Source organism: Streptomyces sp. NPDC050535 (genome assembly GCF_044457665.1).
GTDB lineage: Bacteria > Actinomycetota > Actinomycetes > Streptomycetales > Streptomycetaceae > Streptomyces.
Map to the genome: position 1 here is coordinate 740,514 of NZ_JBITHE010000001.1, position 20,406 is coordinate 760,919.

Sequence of the window (20,406 nt, forward strand, 5' to 3'; positions counted from 1 at the left end):
AGGTGGGCGCGACGCCCAGGCATGGTGAAGGGCGCCCGATCCCGGCCCGAGCCGGGTCGGGCGCCCTTCTCACAACGCCCTTGCGGACGAGGCGTGGTGTGTCAGTCGCGCAACGCTGCCCGGAAGCGGTTCACCCAGTACGCGGTGCGGTCCAGGTAGGCCGTCTGCGCCGCTTCGCCGGTCAGGCCGTAGGCGCCGTCGTACGTCCGGTAGCCGTGGCCCGTGGGCGGGGTGGAGTCGGCCGGTTCGATGGAACTCCCTTCGTGCCACTCGTTGAAGGACGTGACCGACACCCAGGCCGGCGAGCCGCCGATCGCGGGGTCGAGGGCGTTGGACCACTGCCTGTCGTACGCCGCTCCGTCGGCCCGCTCGACGGTGGGTGTCGTGTTGCCCGGTACGGCACGGTCGTCCAGGTAGCCAGGAGCGACGGACGGGGCCCAGATCAGATCGTTGGCGCGGGCGTAGTCGCCCGCCTGCTTCCAGCCCGGAGCGGTGGCGCCCGCGATGCCGTCGTAGGTGTAGAGGCCGGAGAAGTGCGCGATCCTGGTGGTGTCGGTGGTCTGCGCGAGCACGATGCTGCTGCCCGTGACCTGGTCGAGCGGCGCCCAGTCGGTGATGTTGAGGCTCTCGAAGACGTAGAACGCGCCCTTGTCGCCGTGTTCGGCGTCGCGGTAGAAGGCCGGATGGCTGCCGTAGGTGCTGTTGATGTACTGGATGTCGGCGACGGTCGAGGCCGCGGTGCGGCCGGTGTACGGCTCAAGGTGCCAGGCCACCTTGACGCCTTCCTTCTGCGCCGCGTCGAGGACACCCCGGGCGAGTCCGTCCTCGTATCCGCCGCGGCCCCACCAGCTGTAGACGATGACACCGGCGCCGGACCGGGCGACCCACTTCATGTGCTGGGCCACCGCGCCCGTGTAGTCGGCGGAGTCGTAGGGGCCCAGCGCCGGGTAGAAGTCGGCACCGACGTCCTCGGGCGGTGTGCGGCCGCCCTGCTGCCAGTGCCGCCAGCCGCCGTTGACGGCCGGGCTGCCGTACCACGGGTAGTAGAAGAGGTGCACGTTCGGGGACAGACCGCTGGAGGCGGTGTCGGTGCCGAGTGTGAAGGTGTCGATGTCGAAGAGGGCTCCGCTTGCGCCGGTGAACCTCAGGAACAGCGGGCCTGAGGCGGTGGCGGTCAGTGTCGTCGAGACCGTGGCGAAGGTCTCCCAGCCGCCGGTCACGGGCACCGCCACCGAGCCGAGCAGGGTGCCGGTGGCCGAGCCGGAGCGGATCTCGATGGTGCCGCCCGCGCCCGCCGAGGAGACCTTCGCGGTGAAGGTCCGGGCTCCCGCGGTGGAGACGCCGGCGTATCCGGCCCAGTCGCCGTTGTCGATGTAGCCGAGGGTCTGGCCGCCGCTGGCCGGAGCGTGGCCCGCGGCCTGTACGCCGGAGTTCGAGGTGAAGGACTCGGCCTCCACCGGTGCGGTGCCGGGGGCCGCGGAACAGTCGCCCGAGGCCTGGCCGGCCGTGTATCGGACGGCGCCGAGCAGCAGGGAACGGAAGGCCGGGTCGTCGTAGGACTCGATCGTGTGGCCGAGCCCGGTGTAGAAGGAGCGGCCCGCACCCTGGCTGTGGCACCAGGTGATGGGGTGGTCGGCGCCCATTCCGCCGCCGCTGTACGTCGTTTCGTCCAGGGTCTGCAGGACGCGGACGTTGGCGCGTGGGTTCGTGCGGTAGTTGTACCACTCGTCGGTCCGCGTCCAGGTGGTCCCCAGATGCGCGGTCGCCGGGTGGGCGCGGTTCTCGTTCTTGACCGTGGCCTGCTGGATCGCGGGATGGCTCTGGAAGTAGGCGCCGACGAGTTGGCCGTAGTAGGGCCAGTCGTACTCGGTGTCGGCGGCCGCGTGCACCCCGAAGTAGCCGCCGCCGGAGTCGACGTAGGTCTGGAAGGCGGTCTGCTGGGAGGCGTTGAGGACGTCGCCGGTGGTGTTGAGGAAGACCACCGCCTCGTAGCCGGACAGGTTGGCGGTGGTGAAGGCGGCGGCGTCCTCCGTGGCGGTCACGGTGAAGTCGTTCTGCCGGCCCAGGGTTTGCAGGGCGCCGATGCCGGCCGGGATCGCGTCGTGCCGGAATCCGGCGGTCCTGGAGAACACGAGGACGTCGAAGGCCGCGGCCTGTTGGCCGGAGGCCGCCTGGGCCTGGGCCTGGCCGAAGGGGGTCAGCAGTGCGCAGGTCAGTGCCATGGCGAGGATCGCCGGGCCGCGGCGCAGTCGCCGCATCAGGGTGGTCATGGTCAGCGCCCCTTTCGCGCCGAGGCGCCGAGCGTGAAGGTGTCGATGTCGAAGAGGTTTCCGCCGCCCCCGGTGAAGGTGAGGAACAGCGGCCCGGATCCGGTGCCGTTGAGCGTGGTGGTCACGGTGGCGAAGGTCTCCCAGCCGCCGGTCACCGGCACCGCCACCGAGCCGAGCACCGGCCCGGACTGCGAGCCGGAGCGGATCTGGATGGTGCCGCCCGCGCCCGCCGAGGAGACCTTGGCGGAGAAGGAGGAGGCACCCGCGGTGGGCACGGAGGCGTACCCGGCCCAGTCGCCGTTCTCGATGTAGCCGAGCGTCTGGCCGCCACTGGCCGGCGCGTGGGCGGCGGCCTGCACACCGGACGAGGAGGTGTAGGACTCCCCTTCCCACGTGGTGTTGGTGGGGGCGCTGCCGCTGAAGGTGAACGCGTCGACGTCGAAGAGGTTTCCCTGGCCGGTCGGGCCGCGGAAGACGAGGAACAGTTCGGTGGTGGTGGACGGGACCGCGGACAGTGCGGCCGAGACGTCCGTGAACGTCTCCCAGCCGCCGGTCACCGGCACGGTCACGGTGCCGAGCAGCGTCCCGGTCGTGGACCCCGCGCGGATCTCGACGGTTCCGCCGGTCCCGCCGGAGGAGACCCGGGCGGATACGCGGTCGGCGCCGGTGAGCGCGTACGGCTTGAAGGAGATCCAGTCGCCGTCGTCGGTGAAGCCGACCGTGTTGCCGCCCTCGGCCGGGCCGTGCGCGGCGATCTGGATGCCCGACTGGGCGGAGAAGTGCTCCGCCTGGCGGTGCCGGGGTTGCAGGGTGCGCACGGAGTGCGTGGTCAGACCGGCGGAGTCGGTGTACTCCGCGTCGAAGACGCCGTACAGGTTGGCGGCGCTGTCGTGTTCGCCGTCGGCGGGAATGCTGAGGGTGCCGCTGCAGCCGGTGGTCGAGGTGATGGCGTGGGTGTGGCTGTCGTGGCCGAGGAGGTAGGTGAGCTTGGCCTTCGAGCAGTCGACCGCGCCGTCCTCGGGGTCGCTGACCTGGATTCTGAAGGGGACGGTGTCGCCGAAGGAGAACAGCTGCCCGTCGAGGGGCTGTTGCAGGGTGACGCTCGGTGCGGTGTTGCCGGCGGTCACCACCAGGCTGGCGGTGCCGGTGAGACCCTCGGGATCCCTGACGGTGAGGGTGGGCCGGAAGGTGCCCGCGGCGGTGTACGTGTGGCTGGGGTTGGCCTGGGTGGACGTCGAGCCGTCGCCGAAGTTCCAGGAGTAGGTGAGCTGTTGACCCTCGGGGTCCGAACTCCCCTGTGAGGAGAACCGCACCGCGAGCGGCAGGGCGCCGGAGGTCCTGTCGGCGGACACCTGGGCGACCGGGTTGCGGTTGCTGCCCGCGATGTACTCGATGCGGTAGAGGGCCTGATTCCCGCTCCCTGTCCCGTAGTCCAGGACGTACAGCGCGCCGTCGGGTCCGAAGTCGGTGTCGATGACCTGGGTGCCGTTCCAGGGGACGTCGTCGATCGTGCCGTACGAACCGTCGCTCCTGACCTCGATGGCCTTGATCCACTGGCGTCCGAACTCGGCGGCGAAGTACCGGCCGTCGAGGGACTGCGGGAACTTGACCGAGGAGTTCAGGTTCGGGTCGTAGCGGTAGACCTCGCCGCCCATCGGGGACTCGGAGCCGCCGCCGAACTCGGGAGGCGAGCCGTCCAGCCCGTACTTGATCCAACTCGGCTTCACCGGCGGCAGCTTGGACTGGCCGGTGTTGCGGAAGGAGTTGTTGGCCGGTCCGCCCGCGCAGTCGTACTTGGCGCCGGAGGGGCCGCTCGGGAAGGTGTACTCGTTGTACGTCTCCGCGGTGGTGTTGGTGCCGGTGCAGTACGGCCAGCCGAAGTTGCCGGGGCCGGTGACACGGTCGAACTCGACCTGGCCGCCGGGGCCGCGGTTCGGGTCGGTGCCGCCCGCGTCCGGACCGTAGTCGCCGAGGTAGACGACGCCCGTGAGCTTGTCGACGGACATCCGGAACGGGTTGCGGAAGCCCATCGCGTAGATCTCGGGACGGGTGTTCGCGGTGCCGGGTGCGAAGAGGTTGCCGGAGGGGACGGTGTAACCCCCCGCGGCGGTCGGCTTGATACGGAGCAGCTTGCCGCGCAGGTCGTTGGTGTTGCCCGAGCTGCGCTGCGCGTCGAACTGCGGGTTGCGGTCGGTGCGTTCGTCGATCGGCGCGTAGCCGGCGGAGTCGAACGGGTTGGTGTCGTCGCCCGTGGTCAGGTAGAGGTTTCCGGCGGAGTCGAAGTCGATGTCGCCGCCCACGTGGCAGCACTGGCCGCGGTCGTTGGCAACCTCCAGGACGACCTTCTCGCTGGCGGTGTCGAGGGTCCCGTCGGTCTTCAGCGTGAACCGCGACAGGTTCAGGTGCCCCTTCCAGGGCTCGAAGTCGGCGGCGGATCCGGTGGCGGGGGCGTCGCCCGCCGGGGTGTTGAGCGTGGGCGAGTAGTACACGTAGACGTACCGGTTGGAGGCGAATCCGGGATCGGCCGCGATGCCCTGCAGACCCTCCTCGTCGTGCGTGTAGACGTTCAGCCGGGCGGCCTGCTTGGTGTTGCCCGCGGCGTCGGTGTAGCGGATCGTGCCGTCGCGCGCGGTGTGCAGGACGGAGCGGTCGGGCAGCACGGCGAGCGACATCGCCTCGCCCAACTCGGCTGCTCCAGAAGCGAGTTGTACCTGCTGGTAGTCGTTCGGCGGGAGATCCGCCGGAGCCGCCGTGGTCGCGGGCGCCGCCGTAGCGGCTCCGGCCAGGACGAGTGCGAGCGCAGTGAGCGTTCTGAGCCCTGCGCGAGGGCGCCAAGACATGGGGGGCTTCCTTCCTGACGTGCGGGTTGTCAGGCATAGGCGCGCGCCGGCCGCGCTTGCCGCGTGCATCAGCCGTACTGGGATGCGAGATGAAGGCAACAAGAAGAAATTGCATGCTGCACTGTGATATTTGCAGCAATCTGCAGATGTTTTGCATGCTCGCGAAGTGCCGCGAGTTTGTCAAGCGCCTGTCAAAACTCCGTTCCGTATGTCCGTCTTCCTGGCTTACGGATCGCAGGACCCGTGCCATGCGCCGCCGCATCGGGAGCCGACGCCCGTTTGGTCCCCTTGTTCGTGTACCTGGCGGTACTTGTGGGTGTGCAGGTGCCGGCATAAGTCAAAGCGATGGACTTACATGGAGGGTGACCGGACCTCTGGGCCGGCGCCACGTGTCGTACGTGCGGGCTGGCGGCCTCGCGCGCGGTCCTTTTCCCGCAGGCCGACTTCAGACGTCGATGGCTCTTTTTCACCGGTGTGGAGCTATGGGCGGCTGGGCAGTCATGTCCCTTGCTGAGAGGGAAGTGTCCTGTGGGGGGAACCGTGACTGTCTGTGTGATCGGTGCTGGTTTGTCAGGTCTGGCGGCCGCGCACGCTCTTGCGGCCAGAGGGGTCGATTTCGTCTGCCTCGAGCGGGCGCCGGACGTCGGAGGGATCTGGCGGCAACCGCAGGCCGGGGAGAGAGGGCCGGGCTATCTGCCGCTGCACCTCAACACCGCCAAGCAGCTCACCGGTTACACCGGTTTCCCGATGCCCGACTCCTTTCCCCTCTATCCGCGGCACAGCGACGTCGCCGCCTATCTGCGTTCCTACGCGGAGTGGGCGGACGTACTGGATCGCATCGAGCTGCGCACCGAGGTGTCGTCCGTACGTCAGGATCCCGACGGTGCGTGGACGGTCGTCAGCCGGGACGAGGGCGGGGTGCCGACGACACGGCGGTTCGGGCATGTGATCGTCGCCTCGGGGCACAACACGGAACCGGTCCTCCCGAACCCGCTGCCGACTGGTTCGCAGTCCTATGCCGGAACGATTCTGCACTCCATCGACTACCGCGACGGCAGCGACTTCCGCGGCCAACGCGTCGTCGTCGTGGGGCTCGGCGCGTCGGCGGTGGACATCGCGGCGGACGTCTCCCGGCACGCCGCACGGACCGTGCTGTCGGTCAGGCGAGGGCTGCACATCGTCCCCAAGCAGCTCTTCGGCCTTTCGCTCGACGAGATCGCCAACGCCCCGTGGTGGACCCGGATGTCCCTGTCGGAACAGCGCGGTTTCGTCGAGCGCTCGCTGCTTGTCGCGCGGGGGAGGCTGGCCGACTACGGTCTCCCCGAGCCCGACCACCGTATTTTCGCCTCGGCGGTGACCATCTCGGACGAGATACTCAGCCGGATACGTCATGGCGCGGTGATCCCCAGGCCGGCGATCGACTCCCTCGACCGAAGACGGGTCCTCTTTACCGACAACAGCTCGGAAGAGGCCGACGCGATCGTCTACTGCACCGGGTACCGGATGGCCTTCCCGTTCCTCCCGGCGGGTTGGCCCACGGGCCCGGACGGGGCGGTCGAGCTGTACAAGAGGGTGGTCGCGCCCGATCACCCGGGCCTGCACTTCATCGGTCTGGTCCGGCCCGTCGGAGCGATCACCCGACTCGTGGAGGCCCAGGCACGCTGGGTCGCGCGGCTCGTCGACGGCGACGCCGGCCTGCCGTCCCCCGAGGTCATGCGCAAGGAGATCAGCGGCTACCTGCGTGGTGTCGCCGACCGCTACGGGGCTGGAGAGGGTTCCTCCATCCAGGTCGACGTCGTGCCGTATCTCCAGGAGCTGCGCGACGACGAGAAGGACCCGTACGCCGCTTAGCCGGGTGGACGAAGCTCCTGGCGGACCTCCCACCACTGGTCGAAGGGCCGTCCGGCAGGAGCTTCGTGGGCCGTGGAGTGCCTCAGCGCACCGATTCGGCCCGATGGGGCAGCCGGGCGACCGGTGGCCGGACGGCGTAGGCCTCCGAGGAGATGTACGTGGTCACCCGCGGCGGCCGCCCGTGCTGATGGGTGAGCGCGAGATACGCGATCAGCCCTGTGCCGTCCCGTGGCCGGCGCGAGGTGACGGCGGCCAGGGATCCGAGCAGCGGGGCGGGATCCATCCCGTGGCGGACCAGGACGGCCACGGCCCGGGCGAGGGCCTCCCCGTCGTGCCGGACGTAGTCCCTGACCGGGATGTGGAGGGTGAAGCCGCTCGGCAGGCCGGTCGTCGTCTCGGTGAAGGAGTGGCAGGACAGGCCGGGCCGGCCGCCGAGCCGTGCGTCCTGTCCGGCAGCGGACCTGGGGCTGCCCGCCGCCGTACCGAAGAACTCCTGGAGCTCCGCGGCGCCGGGACCCGGGCTCGTGCGGGGCAGCCGGCAGGCCTCCGCCGCCGACAGGTCGTCGTGCCTGAGATAGACCTTCACCCGGGGGGTGTCCCAGTCGCCCAGGTCCAGGGCGAAGAACGGATAGCCGTCCGCCCGCGGCAGGGTCTCGAACGCCTCTCGGTGGCCGAGCCGGCGCAACGCCTCCCGCACCGTCCCGGCGGAACGTTCCTGCCCGGACGCCGCGGGATTCAGGTACACCTTCACCTTGGGTACACCGCCGGGGCGCAGTTCCAGCGCGCACCACAGCGCGAAGGGGCCTTCGGCGGAGGCCGGGAAGAACAGGTCTTCCAAACGGTCGAGTTGGCCGGTGGAGAAGTCCCAGCGCCGCGCCAGTTCGCGGATGACGCGCAGCCCCGTGCTGCCGTTCTGCGGCAGGCCGCCGGCACCGCATCCCGGTTCGAGGAGCAGGCGCAGTGCCGGTGCCGCTCCCGGCAGGAACGACAGCGAGAACTCCACCGGCGTGTGGTCGTCGGACAGGAAACTGTCGGAGGGCGGCGGCAGGTCCAGTGGACGCTCGGCCAGGGGGCCCAGCGTGTCGATGAGTACACGCGCGTAGACCTCCGCGTCGGAGGCCGAGAGCCCCACGACGTCGCACAGGCGCACCAACTGCCCCGCCGTGAAACCGCCGAGAGCCGGTGCGGTCGAGCCGCTCCGCTCGCCGGGCCGGTAGGCGCTCACCGTTCGCTCCGGTGTACGCCGGGGCGCACAAGAAGATACCCGCCTGCGGGGGCGGGTATCTTGCCTTGCTTTCTATGCCGTTGGGTCGTACTCGCGGCGCTGGTGGGTATGTGGTACACGACACCCCCTATGTCTTCTGACAACACAACTGCCGCGGTGGTCACTACCCGTGCAGTTGAACCGTCATGCAGTTAGGGGGAGTTGTCGGGTGTTGTGTGCATCACCTCGTCAGCCAGGACAGGAACTGGCTCCACTTGCCGCCGCCTTCGGGCTTGCGCGCCGCGTCGGCCTGCTCGTCGCGCACCGGCGCCTCGGACCGGGACGCCGGCTTCGCCTGCCGCGCCGGCTGAACCGGAGTGAACCGGGTGGGCAGGGTGGCCAGTGCCCGGTTGAAGGGGCCCGGACGCCAGGTCAGGCTGTCCTCCGGGACGGCGAGCTGGGCGTCGGGCAGCCTGTTGAGCAGGTTCTCGATGGCCGTGACGGTGATATGCATCGCCGGGTCCTTGGACGGGCACGCGTGCGGACCCGCGCTCCACGCCAGGTGGGCACGGCTGCTGCCCGCCTGGCGCGAGGCGGTGAGCGCCGGACCGGTGTTGGCGGCGGCGAAACTGACCATCACCAGGTCACCCGCCGCGAGCTTCCCGCCGGCGAACTCCATGTCGGACGCCGGGTAGTGCGGCGCGTAGTTCGACATGGGCGGGTTCTCCCACAGTGTGTCTTCCAGGGCCTCCCCGATCAGACCGCCGGCGATGGCGTACTTGTCCTGGGTGAGCAGCCGGTGCAGGGTGTTGCCGATGAGGTTCCGCAGCGGCTCGGCCCCCGCGCCCAGGAGCAGCGCCAGTTGGTGGACCATCTCCTCGTCGGTCAGCCGGGCCTCGTGCGCCATCAGCCACGAGGTGACGTCGTCGCCGGGCCTGGCCCGCTTGAGCGCCACGAGTTCGCCGACGGCCTGGAAGAGCACCCCGGTCGCCTTCTCGGCGTTGACGCCGTCGAACATGCCGGAGATGCCGAAGAGAACCCGGTCGCCGACCTCCGCCGGGCAGCCGAAGAGCTCGTTGAACACGAACAGCGGCAACTGCTTGGCGTAGTCGCTGACCAGGTCGGCCGAACCTCGGGCGCTGAACTGGGAGATGAGGTAGTCCGAGATCTGCCCGGTGCTCCGGGCCAGCCTGCGGGAGTCCACGCGCGCCATGCTGTCGGTGACCGCCTGGCGCAGCCGCAGGTGCTCGGCGCCGTCACTGAACATGCAGTTGGGCCGGTACGCCAGCAGCGGGAAGACCGGGCTGTCCGGCCCGACCCTGCCTTCGTTGAAGTCCCGCCAGCGGCGGGCGTCCTTCCGGAACGTGCTGGAGTCCTGCAACAACTGAAGTGCCGCCGAGTAGTCGGTGACCAGCGTCGCCTCGACCCCCGGGGCGAGCTCCACAGGCGCGGTCGGTCCGTAGTGGCGCATGAACTCGTAGTACGCCTGTGGATCGGCCGCGAACTCCGGCCCGTACAGCGGCACTCGGCCGCCGGAGTTGTGGGCCGGGCACCCGGGCGGGGGCACGGGTGCTGCGGATTGAGCGTCCATCTCTGCTCCTAATGTGCACGTTCCTGCAAGTGGCGGACGAGAGTGATCAGTGCTTCGGCCGACGATTTCTCGTCCCGCGCGTCGCAGGTGACGACGGGGGTGTCGTCAAGGAGGTCCAGTGCCTCGCGCAGCGCCCGTTCGTCACGGGCCTGCACACCCGCGAAGTGGTTCACGGCGATGGCGTAGTCGAGGCCGTACTGCTCGATCAGGTCGATGACGGGGAAGGAGTCCGCGAGACGCTCGGGGTCGACCAGCACCAGCGCGCCCAGAGCGCCGCGGGCCATGTCCTCCCACATCTGCACGAAACGCTGCTGTCCGGGCGTTCCGAAGAGATAGAGGACGACACGGTCGCTGATGGTGAGCCGGCCGAAGTCCATGGCGACCGTGGTGGTGGTCTTGCCCTGGACTCCCTTGAGGTCGTCGACCGTTTCCGCGGCCCGCGTCATCGTCTCCTCGGTCGACAGCGGAACGATCTCCGATATCGACCCGATGAAGGTGGTCTTGCCCACCGCGAAGTGTCCGACGACCAGGATTTTCACCGCGGTCTGCGTCGCTCCGCCACGGACGTAGGCGTCCTCATCCAAACCTTGAACGGAGACCATTCAGCACCTCCTGAAGGATCTGTTGGTCGGCGAGCGCGGCGCGTTCCACGGGCGGCCGGGCAATGAGATAGCCGCCCTCGATGAGAGCGGAGAGAACGATCCGTACCACTCCCAGTGGTAACTGGGTGTGCCCCGCGATCTCGGCGACCGAGAGGTAGCCGACGGCGGCGAGGTCCAGCAGCCGCTGCTCCTCGGGGGAGAGCCGGGTCGGCCGCTGCTGGTGGTCGGCCGTCGCCGTGACCAGGGTGATCAGCGAGAGCTTCGAATCGTCGGGCAGGCCGCGGCCCTTGGTGACGACGTAGGGCCGCACCAGCTCCCCGGCCTCGAACTCCCCTTCGTCCGGCCCCGTCATGAGGGTGCGCCGAGGTTGGCTCGAGGCGGTGTCGTCAGCGCCTTGCCCAACTGACCGACGAGCTGCTGCATGCGGAAGGTGATGTCCGCCATGTCGACGTCGGGGGTGGCCGAGACCGCGAGATAGGCGCCGGGTCCGGCGGATATCAGGAACACCCAGCCGCCGTCGAACTCGACGAGCGTCTGCCGCCACTGCTGCTGGGGATCCGCGCAGAAGAACGCGAGCGCGCGGCTCAGTGACTGCATGCTGCTCATCGCGGCGGCGACCCGGTCGGCGTCGTCCCTGTCGAGATCCTTCGTCCGGGTCATCAACAGGCCGTCGGCGGAGATGAGCACCGCGTGCACGGCCCCGGGTATCTCCAGCGCGCCGTCGAGCATCCATGCCAGATCAAGATCGTCGTTCACGAGACCTCATGCCCTTCGCTGCTTGCACCACGTGTGCCGCTCGTCTGATCCGCTGTGTCCGGATCGGCGACTCGACCGGACGTCGTGCCCCGTTGGAAGGCTCCGAAGACCGCTGCCCTTTCCGCGCTGGAGCGGGTCGAGGTGCCGGGAGCCTGTGGTGAGGTTCCCGGCACGACGGCCATCGGCCGCTTGCGACGTCGCCTCGGCAGGCCGTCGTCGGTCGCGGACGTGGTCAGGGTGGGTTCGGATCCGATCGGGCCCGGCACCGAGGCGACGGGTGCGGCAGGCGCCTGCGCCTTCGGCTCCGGAATCTCGGCGAGCAGGTCGTGCGGCAGGAGGAGGATCGACCGCACGCCGCCGTAGGGGGACGAGGAGTCCACGGACACCTCGAAGCCGAAGCGCTCACAGAGCACGCCCATCACGGCGAAGCCGAACTGCGGCGGGTTACCGAGTCCCGAGACACCTGTGGCCCGCTCACTCGACAGGAGTTTCGCGGCCTTGGCCCTCTCCTCGTCGTTCATGCCGACACCGGCGTCGTCGACGACGATGCAAACCCCCTTGGGGACGGTACGAATGTTGATCTCGACAACGGAGTCCGGGCTGGAGTAGCTCGTGGCATTGTCGAGCAGCTCCGCGAGAGCCAGCGCCACGGGTTCGACGGCTCGGCTGGTGACGCCGAAGTCGACCTGCGAAAGAATCTCCACCCGCCGGAAGTGGCGGATCCTGCCCTGTGCGCTGCGGACCACGTCATAAACCGAGGCGACCTCACGCCGGTTTCCCAGCCAGCCACCGCACAGCACGGCGATGGACTGGGCGCGGCGTCCGAACTGTGAGTTCGTGTGGTCGATCTCCAGGAGATCCTGGAGGATGACGGAGTCGCCGTACTTCTCCTGGAGCTCAGAAATGATCTTCTGCTGCTCCGCGGCGGTTACCTGGAGTGTCCGCATGGCGGACTTGAGAACTGTCTTGATTTCTTCCTGGGCGTGCTCCTGCGCTTGCTCCTGGGAATCCAGAATGGATTGCGAGTAATCTCTCTCTCGCTCGGAGTGCTGAGCCCTGAGTCCTTCTATCTCGCGCCGCGAAATTCGTGCCGCCTTGCGTTGAACAACGATGAGGGCGACTGCGGCAAGGGTGACGAGAAGGAGAGCCCAGAAAATCGGGTCCTCTATGTAATGCGTCATAAGACTCTCTTCAGGCGACTGACGGCCAGCTGCTGAATTTCCGTCAATGCGGTGAGCCGGTGGACGGCCGGCGTCGGAGTTACCGCCCGGACTGTCCCCGTAGTCGGAGATGTCGTTTTGCACCCATCTGCCTGCTCCGCAAGTGCGGAGATCGTATCACCGTACGAACACATGACTGACCGTCAATAGACCCAATTGTGGGGCGGGTTGGTGACCCGTCGGGCCTCACCCCGCGACGGGCGGCGACTGTTGGCGAGGGTGTCAATTTGTCGATCTGAATTCGGTGCGGGCTCAACGCCCGCCCGCCCCGAGGCCCGGCCCCGGAGTGCCGCCACGGTTCGGCACCGTCGCGGGTGCCGGGCCCTTCGCCGTCGGTCGCCTTCCGTGAACGCCGGTGCCCCGGCCCGGTGTTCGGATCCGGTCGAGACCCCGAGGTCGCAGCCGTCGCCGGGCGGAGTGCGATGTGTCCAGGACATGGCTGTACGTGGCGAGATGCGGCCTATCGATCAATCCACTGGGTGTGACACCCTCGGGCCCCGCGTGGGTTCGGCCGCCCAGGGGGCCTGTCGGGGCTGGGTGGGATGGAGTGGGCCCGAGCGCGGCCGGACAGGGCGCGTCGAGCGACCGGGTGGCATTCTCAGTAAACTCACAGAGGAATCCCAGGGAATCACTCGATGAGAATGAGCGGAATCTGTGGCGTCAAGGAGCGATTCCCTCTGGTATCACCGACACATGGAGACAGAGCGGTTCATCGGCGTCGACCTCGCCTGGGCGCACAGCGGAACTCGTACGAAACCGAACGAGACCGGTGTGGCCGCCATCGACCGTCGTGGTGTGGTGGTCGATTGCGGCTGGACCCGTGGAATCGAAGAGACGATGGCATGGCTTGCCAGGACGGCTGTTGACGGATCGGCACTGGCTTTTGTCGACGCACCACTGATTGTGGACAATCCGGCCGGACAACGTTCGTGCGAGCGGGAGGTCGGTCAGAGGTACGGCCGTTGGAAGGTGAGCGCGAACAGCACCAATCAGAACTCTCCGCGCCTTGCCGGTGTGCTTCTGCGAGAGCGGCTGGAAGAGTCCGGCTGGGTCTATGACGACGGCAGGGGCGGTCCGCCGGCGGGCGGGCTGGTCATGTCCGAGTGCTATCCGTACACGACCCTGGTCGGAGCCCGCGAGTTGGGTTATGACCAGGAACGCCCGACGTACAAGCGGCGGCCGGTGCGCGTGCCGACGGCACAGTGGCGGGAGGTCCGGGCGCGGGAGTGCGACCGGCTGATCGAACGGATGGCGGGCCTGGCCACCACGGACCCGCCCCTCCTGCTTGCCTCCCACGCGGTGTCCCGCCGACTGCTTGACGAGCCGTCGCCTCAGGCCGCCGCCGACTACAAGCACCGGGAGGATCTTCTCGATGCCCTGCTCTGCGCGTGGACGGCGTCGCTGTGGTCGCGGCACGGGCTCGAGCGCTGCCAGGTACTCGGAGCGGACGGTCTCGCACCGGGGGTGCGCGCTCCCACCATCATCGCGCCCGCCCGGCCCGAGCAGCGACGGGTGCGGCCGTAGCGGCGGCAGTCGGGCCCGGGCGGTGGCAGCCCCGCCTGGGGTGGTGAGGGTCCGGCTCCGGGCGGTGGCAGTCCCGGCTGGGGTGGTGAGGGTCCGGCCCCGGGCGGTGACGGTCCCGCCTCCGAGGAGGCGGGACCGTCACCGCCGGATGAGCAGACGCGCCCTCAGCGTCGGGCCTCGCTGTCACGCTCTCGGCGTCGAGCTCTCAGCCTTGCGCCCTCAGTGCCGGGCTCACTGTAGGGCCCTCGGCGTCGGGACCTCGGCCTCGCGCCCGCACCGTCGCGATCGAGGAAGGGCCGGCTCAACGCAGCGTGTCGCGAAGCAACTTGGCGTTCTTCACCACCTGGTTCGATCCGCTGCGCCCGGCCATCGCCGTGACCTCGGGTATCTCCCCCTTGGCCGCGCAGCGCGAGGCGCACTCGACGGCGAGGGCGAGCAGCAGCGCCGTACCCCGGACCGGGGTGTCGCGCAGCAGGCCGGGCAGGGCGGCCTTGAGTACGGACCACACGGTGGCGTGGGCGCCGGTCTCGGCCGCGGCGCGCAGGGAGTCACTCACTCGGCCGGCGTTGGGCCAGCCGTCGTTCAGCAGGGCCTCCACCTGACGTCCGAGCAGTCGTGGGTCCAACTGCCCCCGTGCGGCGAGTACCAGCAGCGCGTCCACCACCGCGTCGGTGTCCAGTTGCCAGATCAACCCGAACGCCACCGCCAGATGCACCGAGTAGCCCGCCGGGCCCCCAGACTCGGCGACGAACGGCAGGACACGGGGCCACCCCCGTTGTGACATGCGCGGCTCGAAGTAGTCGCGCGCCATCATCTCCTCGCGGTGGTGCGGAAGTTGAGCGATCCAGAAGGGGGCGATCGGGTCGCCCAGGCCGTTGTTGCCGACGTACGGGCCGATCAACGCGGCGGCGGCCGGCGGCAGCGGGGGATCGGTGACCACTCCGAGGCGCACGGGGGTCCACCACCCCTGTGATGCCGGCTTCGGCGGCTTGCAGTGGGGCCAGCCCGTCGGCTCCGACTCCTGGTGCGGCAGGCCGCCCGCGCGCAGCCAGCGTGCCAGCCGCTGCCCGGTCTCGGAGGCGAGCGCCTCGGCCGCGCGCAGTACCTGCCGGTCCGGTGTCGGAGTGACGCGCAGCAGGGCCTGCGCCAGGTCGACCGGCGCGGGGGTGACGCCGAGTGCGTCGAGTGCCGCGACCCGGTCCACCAGCACGGCGGCGTCCAGGGCACCGGTGTTGAGGGTCGGCACGGCCAGCAGGAACGGCTGTGTGCCGGACTCGATGACATCCATCGCCTCGGTCAGGCGGGCCGCGAGCATCGATCCGGCCAGCGAGTAGCTGCGGCTCGGGTGGACCTGGACGGCCCGGTGCATCAGGACGGCCCGTCTTCTCGGCTCGTCGCCCCGCACCACGCTCGCCACGTCGTAGAGATCGGCCTGCACCCAGTCGGAGACCTCCCCCGGCGCCCGGCGCATGACCGGCTGCAGCGCCTGGGCCAGTGCGGTCCGGTCGAGGTGGGAGTGCCGGACCAGGCCGTCCAGGGCCCGCTCGAACGCCACCACGTCCTGGTCGTTCGCGACGACGGCCGCGACCTCCTGGGCGACCTCGGCCGGCGTCGCGATGGGGCCCGGCACCGGGACGGGCTCGGGTACGCCGGGCAGCACGTCCGCGTACGGCTCGGTGACGGTCTCCCGCGGGACGCCGAGCAACTCGGCCGCACGCGCGGCGAGTCCAGGGCTGAGCCCTTCGGCGGCCGTCCTCAGCTCGGGCAGCACCGAGTCGTCGGCGGACTTGAGGTGCCGGGCGACCACGGCGAGAGCGCGCTCCTGCAGCGCCATGTCCCGGTGTTCGAAGGCCGTGGTCACGTCGAGCAGGGTCCGGCCCGCGCGCGACGGGTCCCGCCGGATCGCACGGTCGAGCCAGGTGAGCTGGGCGCGGACCAGCTTCTTCTCCGGGCGGAGCAGCACGCGCTCGCACATCTCGGTGCGTGGGCCGGCCTCCAGCAGCCCCGCCTCGTCCACTCCGAACAGCACGTCCTGGGCGTAGGCGGCCACCGGCAACGACCGGTCGAGGAGCGCCAGATAGTCCCTGACCGCGCGCGCGTTCTCGGCCGGGGTCGAAGCCAGGGCGCCCAGGAACGCGAGGAACGGCGCCGTCTCCATGCGCGTGCCGTCCTGGAGCAGACGCTCGAGGAGCGGCTCGGCGAGTACGGCGCGCTCGCCGGCCATCGCGGTGTGTTCGGCCGGTGTGAGACTCAGCGACGTCAGTGCCTCCGCGGCGTGGCTTCCCCACGGCGGGTCGTCGGCCATGTCCGCGAAGAGGCCACGGATCAGCTCGGCACGGTCGGCGGCGCCTTCGGCGGTGAGGCCGATGAGCGCTTCCAGCGTTTCCTTCCGGCCGAGGACCAGGCGCCCTGGTCGCGCCACGGCCAACGGGAGCAGCGTCGGGGTGAAGTCGTCGGCGCGCAGCCGCTCCAGGAGGTCGGCGCCCGGTGCGCCACCCAGCATGTGGGGTGGCCGGGCGGGGTTGTTGACGCGGTCGATCAGCCACGCGAACACGAACTTGTCGGAGGCCGGCACCGGCTGGCCGGTGTCACGGACGAGGTGTTCGGCGATCATGAACACCTGGGACGAGGCCGTCGCCCGCGCGCCGAGCCGCACCGCCAGCTCTTCCCGCCAAGCGCCGGGGTACAGGCTCAGGACGTGCACCGTCCAGGTGCCGAGCTTGAAGTACGGGTGTTCCAGGAGCCAGGCCTCAGCGGCCTCGGGGGTGACCCGGCACCCCAGTTCGGCGGCCAGCCTGGCGGCATGCTGCTCCGCGGTGACTCCGCGCCAGTCGGTCACCGAGGTGCGGTACGCGTCCAACTCGTCCGCCTGTGACGCACGCTGATCCGGTGTCAGGGACTGTAGGCCCCGCACCACTTCGGCGGGATCGCCGGCCTTCACCAGTTCGACCAGTCTCATCGTGCCGCCTCCGTCGCCGCGTCCCGGACCATGCGCACCGCGAGCACGTGCTTGCACGGTCCGCGTCCTCCTCGGTACTTCGCCCACCACAGGCAGGTGCAACCGAGCTGTCCCCTGTCGTCTGCGCGGACCACATGCGCGTGGTCGCCCTCGCCGACCGAGGCCAGCGCCCCGTCCAGCCGGACCGCCCCGGCCGCGACCAGCGCCCGCGCTCCGCGCAACCGGGGGTTGCGTGCCTCCGCGGCACCCGCGGAGAAGGGCAGATGCCGGTGGAAGTACGTCTCCTCCGCGAGGTCGTAGCCGATCTGGCCCGACGTCCCCAGCACCGTCAGCGCGGCGCGCACCCGCTCGGGAGACACCCCGGCCTGCCGGGACAGCTCGGCCACGTCGATCCTCGGCTCCCACGCCAGCAGCGCGGAGACCAGGTCCGCGTCCTCCGCCGCAGACCCGGTGGCGAGGTCGAAGAGCACACCACCCTCGCCGGAGAACCCGCGCGAGGCGTCCTGGGAGAGCATCAACGTCAGCCTCATGCCGGGGAGTTCGACCTCCCACGCGACGGCCGCGGGCTGCCCCTCCGCGTCAGCCGGGCCGTGGACCCGCAGGGTCGTCGCGTGCCGTAGCACCTGCTGGAGCGCCAGCAGCCGCTCGGGTCCCGGCAGACACACGGAGCCCGGCACCGGCCTGCTCGCCGGACGCAGGGCGCGGCCCGTCGGCACCACCCAGCGCGTCGTACGGGCACTCGACCGGCGGGTGGGCCGTGGCAGCGTCCGCAGGAAGGCGGCGGCCTCCGTTGCCGGTACCTCGGCGCGCGGGACGAAACCCGCCGCCAGTACCTGTGCCTCGGCGAATCCGCGCAACCAGCGGTCCGGCAGCGGTACTTGCTTCTCCACGAACCGGCCGTCGAAGGTGGTGACCTCCAACTCGTCGGGCCCGACCGCCAGTCGGAGCGGATCGAGCCCGCCGAGCGTGGCGAGCGCCCGTCTGAGGGGGGAGTTGATGTCGACGTTGGTCGTGCCGTGGCCGACGTCGTCGCCGTCGAGACCGGGCGCGAGCACGTCGAGGCGCGCGTAGACGCCGCAGCAGCCGGAGAAGGACTCCATCCGCAGCCGGTCGCCGTCGGCCGTCACCACCGGGTCCAGCGAGGCCGGCGCGGCCGGCTGGTAGTAGCGGGTGGCCGCCACGTCGGCGACCGCGAGCAGTGCCGTCGCCGCGGCGACCGGCGCTGTCAGGAAGCCGTCGAAGAACCGGGGGTTGGCCGCCTCGCCGGCCGGTGTGGCGCCGCCGGAGGTCTCCAGCGCGAGCGTGCGCGGCCCGGTGGTGGAATCGTGCACCGCCGACGGATGTAAGTAGGCGTAGGACTGTATCTGTGAGGTCACGTGGACACCGTACGGGCGAGCGGTGACAGGGCGTCGGAGACGCCAAGTTGCCCAATCTGACGCGGACTTGGGCAATCGACCGCGTCGGTCAGTAGCACCACGGGTGCCCGCGGCGCGTCCGGCCACGAGGAGTGGTGGCTATGGTGCAGGCATGACAGCGGATCTTCGGTCGTCCTCTGTCGCCGCCGGCGGTGGCGACACCCGCCTCGGCCAGTTGATCGTCACGGTCTTCGGCCTGTACGCGCGCGGCGAGCACAACTGGCTCTCCGTCGCGTCGGTGGTGCGGCTCATGGCGGACCTCGGGACGGAGGGACAGGCCGTACGGTCCGCGGTGTCCCGGCTGAAGCGTCGCGGGGTGCTGCGCAGCGAACGCCACGCGAGCGCGGCAGGCTACTCCTTGGCGGATCCGACCTTGGAAGTGCTCGCCGAGGGTGATGTACGGATCTTCGAGCGGGCCCGCGCGGTCGAGGAGGACGGCTGGCTCGTGGTCGTGTTCTCGGTGCCGGAGTCCGAGCGCGAGAAGCGGCACGCACTGCGGACGAGCCTGACCCGGCTGGGCTTCGGCACCGCCGCGCCCGGCGTGTGGGTGGCGCCCGGGAACCTGGCGGGGGAGACCCGGCGGACCCTGGAGCGCCGCGGGCTGACCGCGTACGTGGACATCTTCACCGGCGACCACTTCGCCTTCGGGGACCTGCGGTCGAAGGTCCGCGTGTGGTGGGACCTGGACGAACTCACCGCCCTGTACGCGGACTTCCTGCGACGTTACCGCCCCGTCCTCGACCGGACCTCGGCGGACGGGACGACTCCGCTGGAGGCGTTCAGGACGTACGTCCCGATGCTCACCCAGTGGCGGCGGCTGCCCTACCGCGACCCGGGACTCCCGCTGTCACTGCTGCCGCCGCGCTGGTACGGCGTGACCGCGGGTGCGATGTTCCACGAGCTGAACTCGGCGCTGGGCGGGCCGGCGCGCGAGCACGCCCTGGCGGTCATCCACGGGACGCGATAGCAGCCGAACCGGCTCGCACGAGCCCTCGACCCCCGAGCCCCGCGTACCGTGCCCCCGCGTACCGGGGCAGCCCCCACCCCTCACCCCCGCGGCACCCGGAGCCGCTCCTCGGGGATCACCGCCACGCCGAGGATCTCGATCAAAGCCTCGGGCTGCCACAGGGCCGTGCAGCCGATGCCGGCCATGGCCGGGTAGACGGGGCCGGCGAGTTCGCGCCAGACCTCGCCGATCTCCTTGCCGTGGGCCTGGTAGTCGGGGATGTCGGTCAGGTAGATGGTCACGCTGACCAGGTCCGCCGGCTCGCCCCCCACCTCGCGGAGTGTGGTCAGCAGGTTGCCGAACGCCTGGCGGAACTGCTCCACGATGCCGCCCGGCACGATCTTCATGCCGGCGTCGAGTGCGGTCTGTCCGCCGAGGTGGAGCGTGTTTCCCGCGAGGGTTCCGTGTGAGTAGCCGCGGGGGGCCGCGAGGGATGCGGGGTTCACGGAGACGGGTGACGTCATGCGGAGGTCCCTCCAGAGGGGAGCTCGGACCGGAATCCGACCGGATGTATCGGCCGGGAGATCCGACCGGGATCCGATCCGTCCGGCAATGCGTATTGACAATAAATGACGACGGTGAAAAATACGAGACATGGCTCGCTCGGTCCCGCTGACTCCGTGGCACCGGTACCGGCGCCGCCGCGGCCCGTCCCACGACCACCGAAACGGAGCCGACCCGTGGAGCCCGACCTCAGCAAGTACCGCCTCGAAGGCGACAACTCGATGTACAGACTGCCCAGCGGTCTCGTCGCCCCCGTCGTGACACGCGGCGGCCGGGAGGACGGAGGCACCGCGGACTCCGGTGGAGCGGTCCGGATCTCGGGCGTGAGCATCCAGCACACCCCGGCCACCAGACTCTGGTTCGGCAAGGTCAGCAACGACCCCGGCTACCGCTCGGTCACCCATCACCACGGCGAGGCCGAGACCGGCGGCTACGTCCTGTCGGGCAGGGCGCGCATCTACTTCGGCGAGAAGTTCGAGGACTACGTCGACATGTCGGAGGGCGACTGGGTCTTCGTACCGCCCTTCATGCCGCACGTCGAGTGCAACCTCTCGCGCACGAAACCGCTCACGTGGATGACGACCCGGACCCCGGAGAACATCGTCGTGAACCTCCCCGACGTCGCCGACACCGACCTGCGCGACTGGCTCGACCGATGACGACA

General features: G+C 70.0%; 15 protein-coding genes. 4 read left to right on the forward strand and 11 right to left on the reverse strand.

All coding sequences use genetic code 11. From position 1 onward, the window contains the following. Positions 1 to 101: 101 nt before the first annotated feature. Both ACIBLC_RS03120 and ACIBLC_RS03125 read right to left on the reverse strand, forming a co-directional pair. Entirely contained in the window at positions 102 to 2,270 is a 2,169-nt protein-coding gene (locus ACIBLC_RS03120) for a ThuA domain-containing protein (protein WP_399208871.1), read from the reverse strand. A 2-nt stretch (positions 2,271 to 2,272) separates the two neighbouring features. Beyond that, positions 2,273 to 5,110, reverse strand: a complete 2,838-nt coding sequence (locus tag ACIBLC_RS03125) for a carbohydrate-binding protein (RefSeq protein ID WP_399208872.1) — start codon at positions 5,108 to 5,110, stop codon at positions 2,273 to 2,275. 540 nt (positions 5,111 to 5,650) lie between these two features. On the opposite strand from ACIBLC_RS03125, the gene ACIBLC_RS03130 reads away from it, so the two are divergent. Then, positions 5,651 to 6,961 carry a flavin-containing monooxygenase gene (locus ACIBLC_RS03130; protein ID WP_399208873.1) on the forward strand — a complete coding sequence of 437 codons (1,311 nt, stop codon included), beginning with the start codon at positions 5,651 to 5,653 and terminating at the stop codon, positions 6,959 to 6,961. An 82-nt stretch (positions 6,962 to 7,043) separates the two neighbouring features. Here ACIBLC_RS03130 and ACIBLC_RS03135 read toward each other — a convergent pair whose 3' ends face one another. The 6 genes from ACIBLC_RS03135 to ACIBLC_RS03160 form a co-directional block, all read right to left on the reverse strand. Further along, on the reverse strand, positions 7,044 to 8,186 hold the full coding sequence (locus tag ACIBLC_RS03135; RefSeq protein ID WP_399208874.1) for a tryptophan dimethylallyltransferase family protein: 1,143 nt from the start codon (positions 8,184 to 8,186) through the stop codon (positions 7,044 to 7,046). A gap of 220 nt (positions 8,187 to 8,406) precedes the next feature. Beyond that, positions 8,407 to 9,756, reverse strand: coding sequence for a cytochrome P450 (locus ACIBLC_RS03140; protein ID WP_399208875.1), 1,350 nt, complete (start codon positions 9,754 to 9,756; stop codon positions 8,407 to 8,409). 8 nt (positions 9,757 to 9,764) lie between these two features. After that, positions 9,765 to 10,358 (reverse strand): ATP/GTP-binding protein, encoded by a 594-nt coding sequence (locus ACIBLC_RS03145; protein WP_383686983.1) that lies wholly within the window; start codon positions 10,356 to 10,358, stop codon positions 9,765 to 9,767. After that, on the reverse strand, positions 10,333 to 10,710 hold the full coding sequence (locus ACIBLC_RS03150; RefSeq protein ID WP_399208876.1) for a DUF742 domain-containing protein: 378 nt from the start codon (positions 10,708 to 10,710) through the stop codon (positions 10,333 to 10,335). The genes ACIBLC_RS03145 and ACIBLC_RS03150 overlap by 26 nt, the downstream gene beginning before the upstream one ends. After that, positions 10,707 to 11,114, reverse strand: a complete 408-nt coding sequence (locus ACIBLC_RS03155; protein WP_399208877.1) for a roadblock/LC7 domain-containing protein — start codon at positions 11,112 to 11,114, stop codon at positions 10,707 to 10,709. The genes ACIBLC_RS03150 and ACIBLC_RS03155 overlap by 4 nt, the downstream gene beginning before the upstream one ends. Further along, entirely contained in the window at positions 11,111 to 12,295 is a 1,185-nt protein-coding gene (locus ACIBLC_RS03160; protein WP_399209271.1) for an ATP-binding protein, read from the reverse strand. The genes ACIBLC_RS03155 and ACIBLC_RS03160 overlap by 4 nt, the downstream gene beginning before the upstream one ends. Before the next feature lie 732 nt (positions 12,296 to 13,027). On the opposite strand from ACIBLC_RS03160, the gene ACIBLC_RS03165 reads away from it, so the two are divergent. Continuing rightward, entirely contained in the window at positions 13,028 to 13,858 is an 831-nt protein-coding gene (locus ACIBLC_RS03165; RefSeq protein ID WP_399208878.1) for a DUF429 domain-containing protein, read from the forward strand. A 301-nt stretch (positions 13,859 to 14,159) separates the two neighbouring features. Here ACIBLC_RS03165 and ACIBLC_RS03170 read toward each other — a convergent pair whose 3' ends face one another. After that, positions 14,160 to 16,817, reverse strand: a complete 2,658-nt coding sequence (locus tag ACIBLC_RS03170; protein ID WP_399208879.1) for a DUF6493 family protein — start codon at positions 16,815 to 16,817, stop codon at positions 14,160 to 14,162. After that, positions 16,814 to 18,181 carry an SWIM zinc finger family protein gene (locus tag ACIBLC_RS03175; RefSeq protein ID WP_399209272.1) on the reverse strand — a complete coding sequence of 456 codons (1,368 nt, stop codon included), beginning with the start codon at positions 18,179 to 18,181 and terminating at the stop codon, positions 16,814 to 16,816. Before ACIBLC_RS03175 ends, ACIBLC_RS03170 begins: the two co-directional genes overlap by 4 nt. 163 nt (positions 18,182 to 18,344) lie before the next feature. Here ACIBLC_RS03175 and ACIBLC_RS03180 point away from each other — a divergent pair, with 163 nt between their 5' ends. Continuing rightward, positions 18,345 to 19,199, forward strand: coding sequence for a PaaX family transcriptional regulator C-terminal domain-containing protein (locus tag ACIBLC_RS03180; protein ID WP_399208880.1), 855 nt, complete (start codon positions 18,345 to 18,347; stop codon positions 19,197 to 19,199). An 80-nt stretch (positions 19,200 to 19,279) separates the two neighbouring features. Here the strand turns inward: ACIBLC_RS03180 and ACIBLC_RS03185 are convergent, their stop codons facing one another. Next, positions 19,280 to 19,702 carry a RidA family protein gene (locus ACIBLC_RS03185; RefSeq protein ID WP_399208881.1) on the reverse strand — a complete coding sequence of 141 codons (423 nt, stop codon included), beginning with the start codon at positions 19,700 to 19,702 and terminating at the stop codon, positions 19,280 to 19,282. 216 nt (positions 19,703 to 19,918) lie between these two features. Between ACIBLC_RS03185 and ACIBLC_RS03190 the strand changes: the two genes are divergently transcribed. Further along, positions 19,919 to 20,401, forward strand: a complete 483-nt coding sequence (locus tag ACIBLC_RS03190; RefSeq protein WP_399208882.1) for a cupin domain-containing protein — start codon at positions 19,919 to 19,921, stop codon at positions 20,399 to 20,401. Positions 20,402 to 20,406 lie beyond the last annotated feature (5 nt).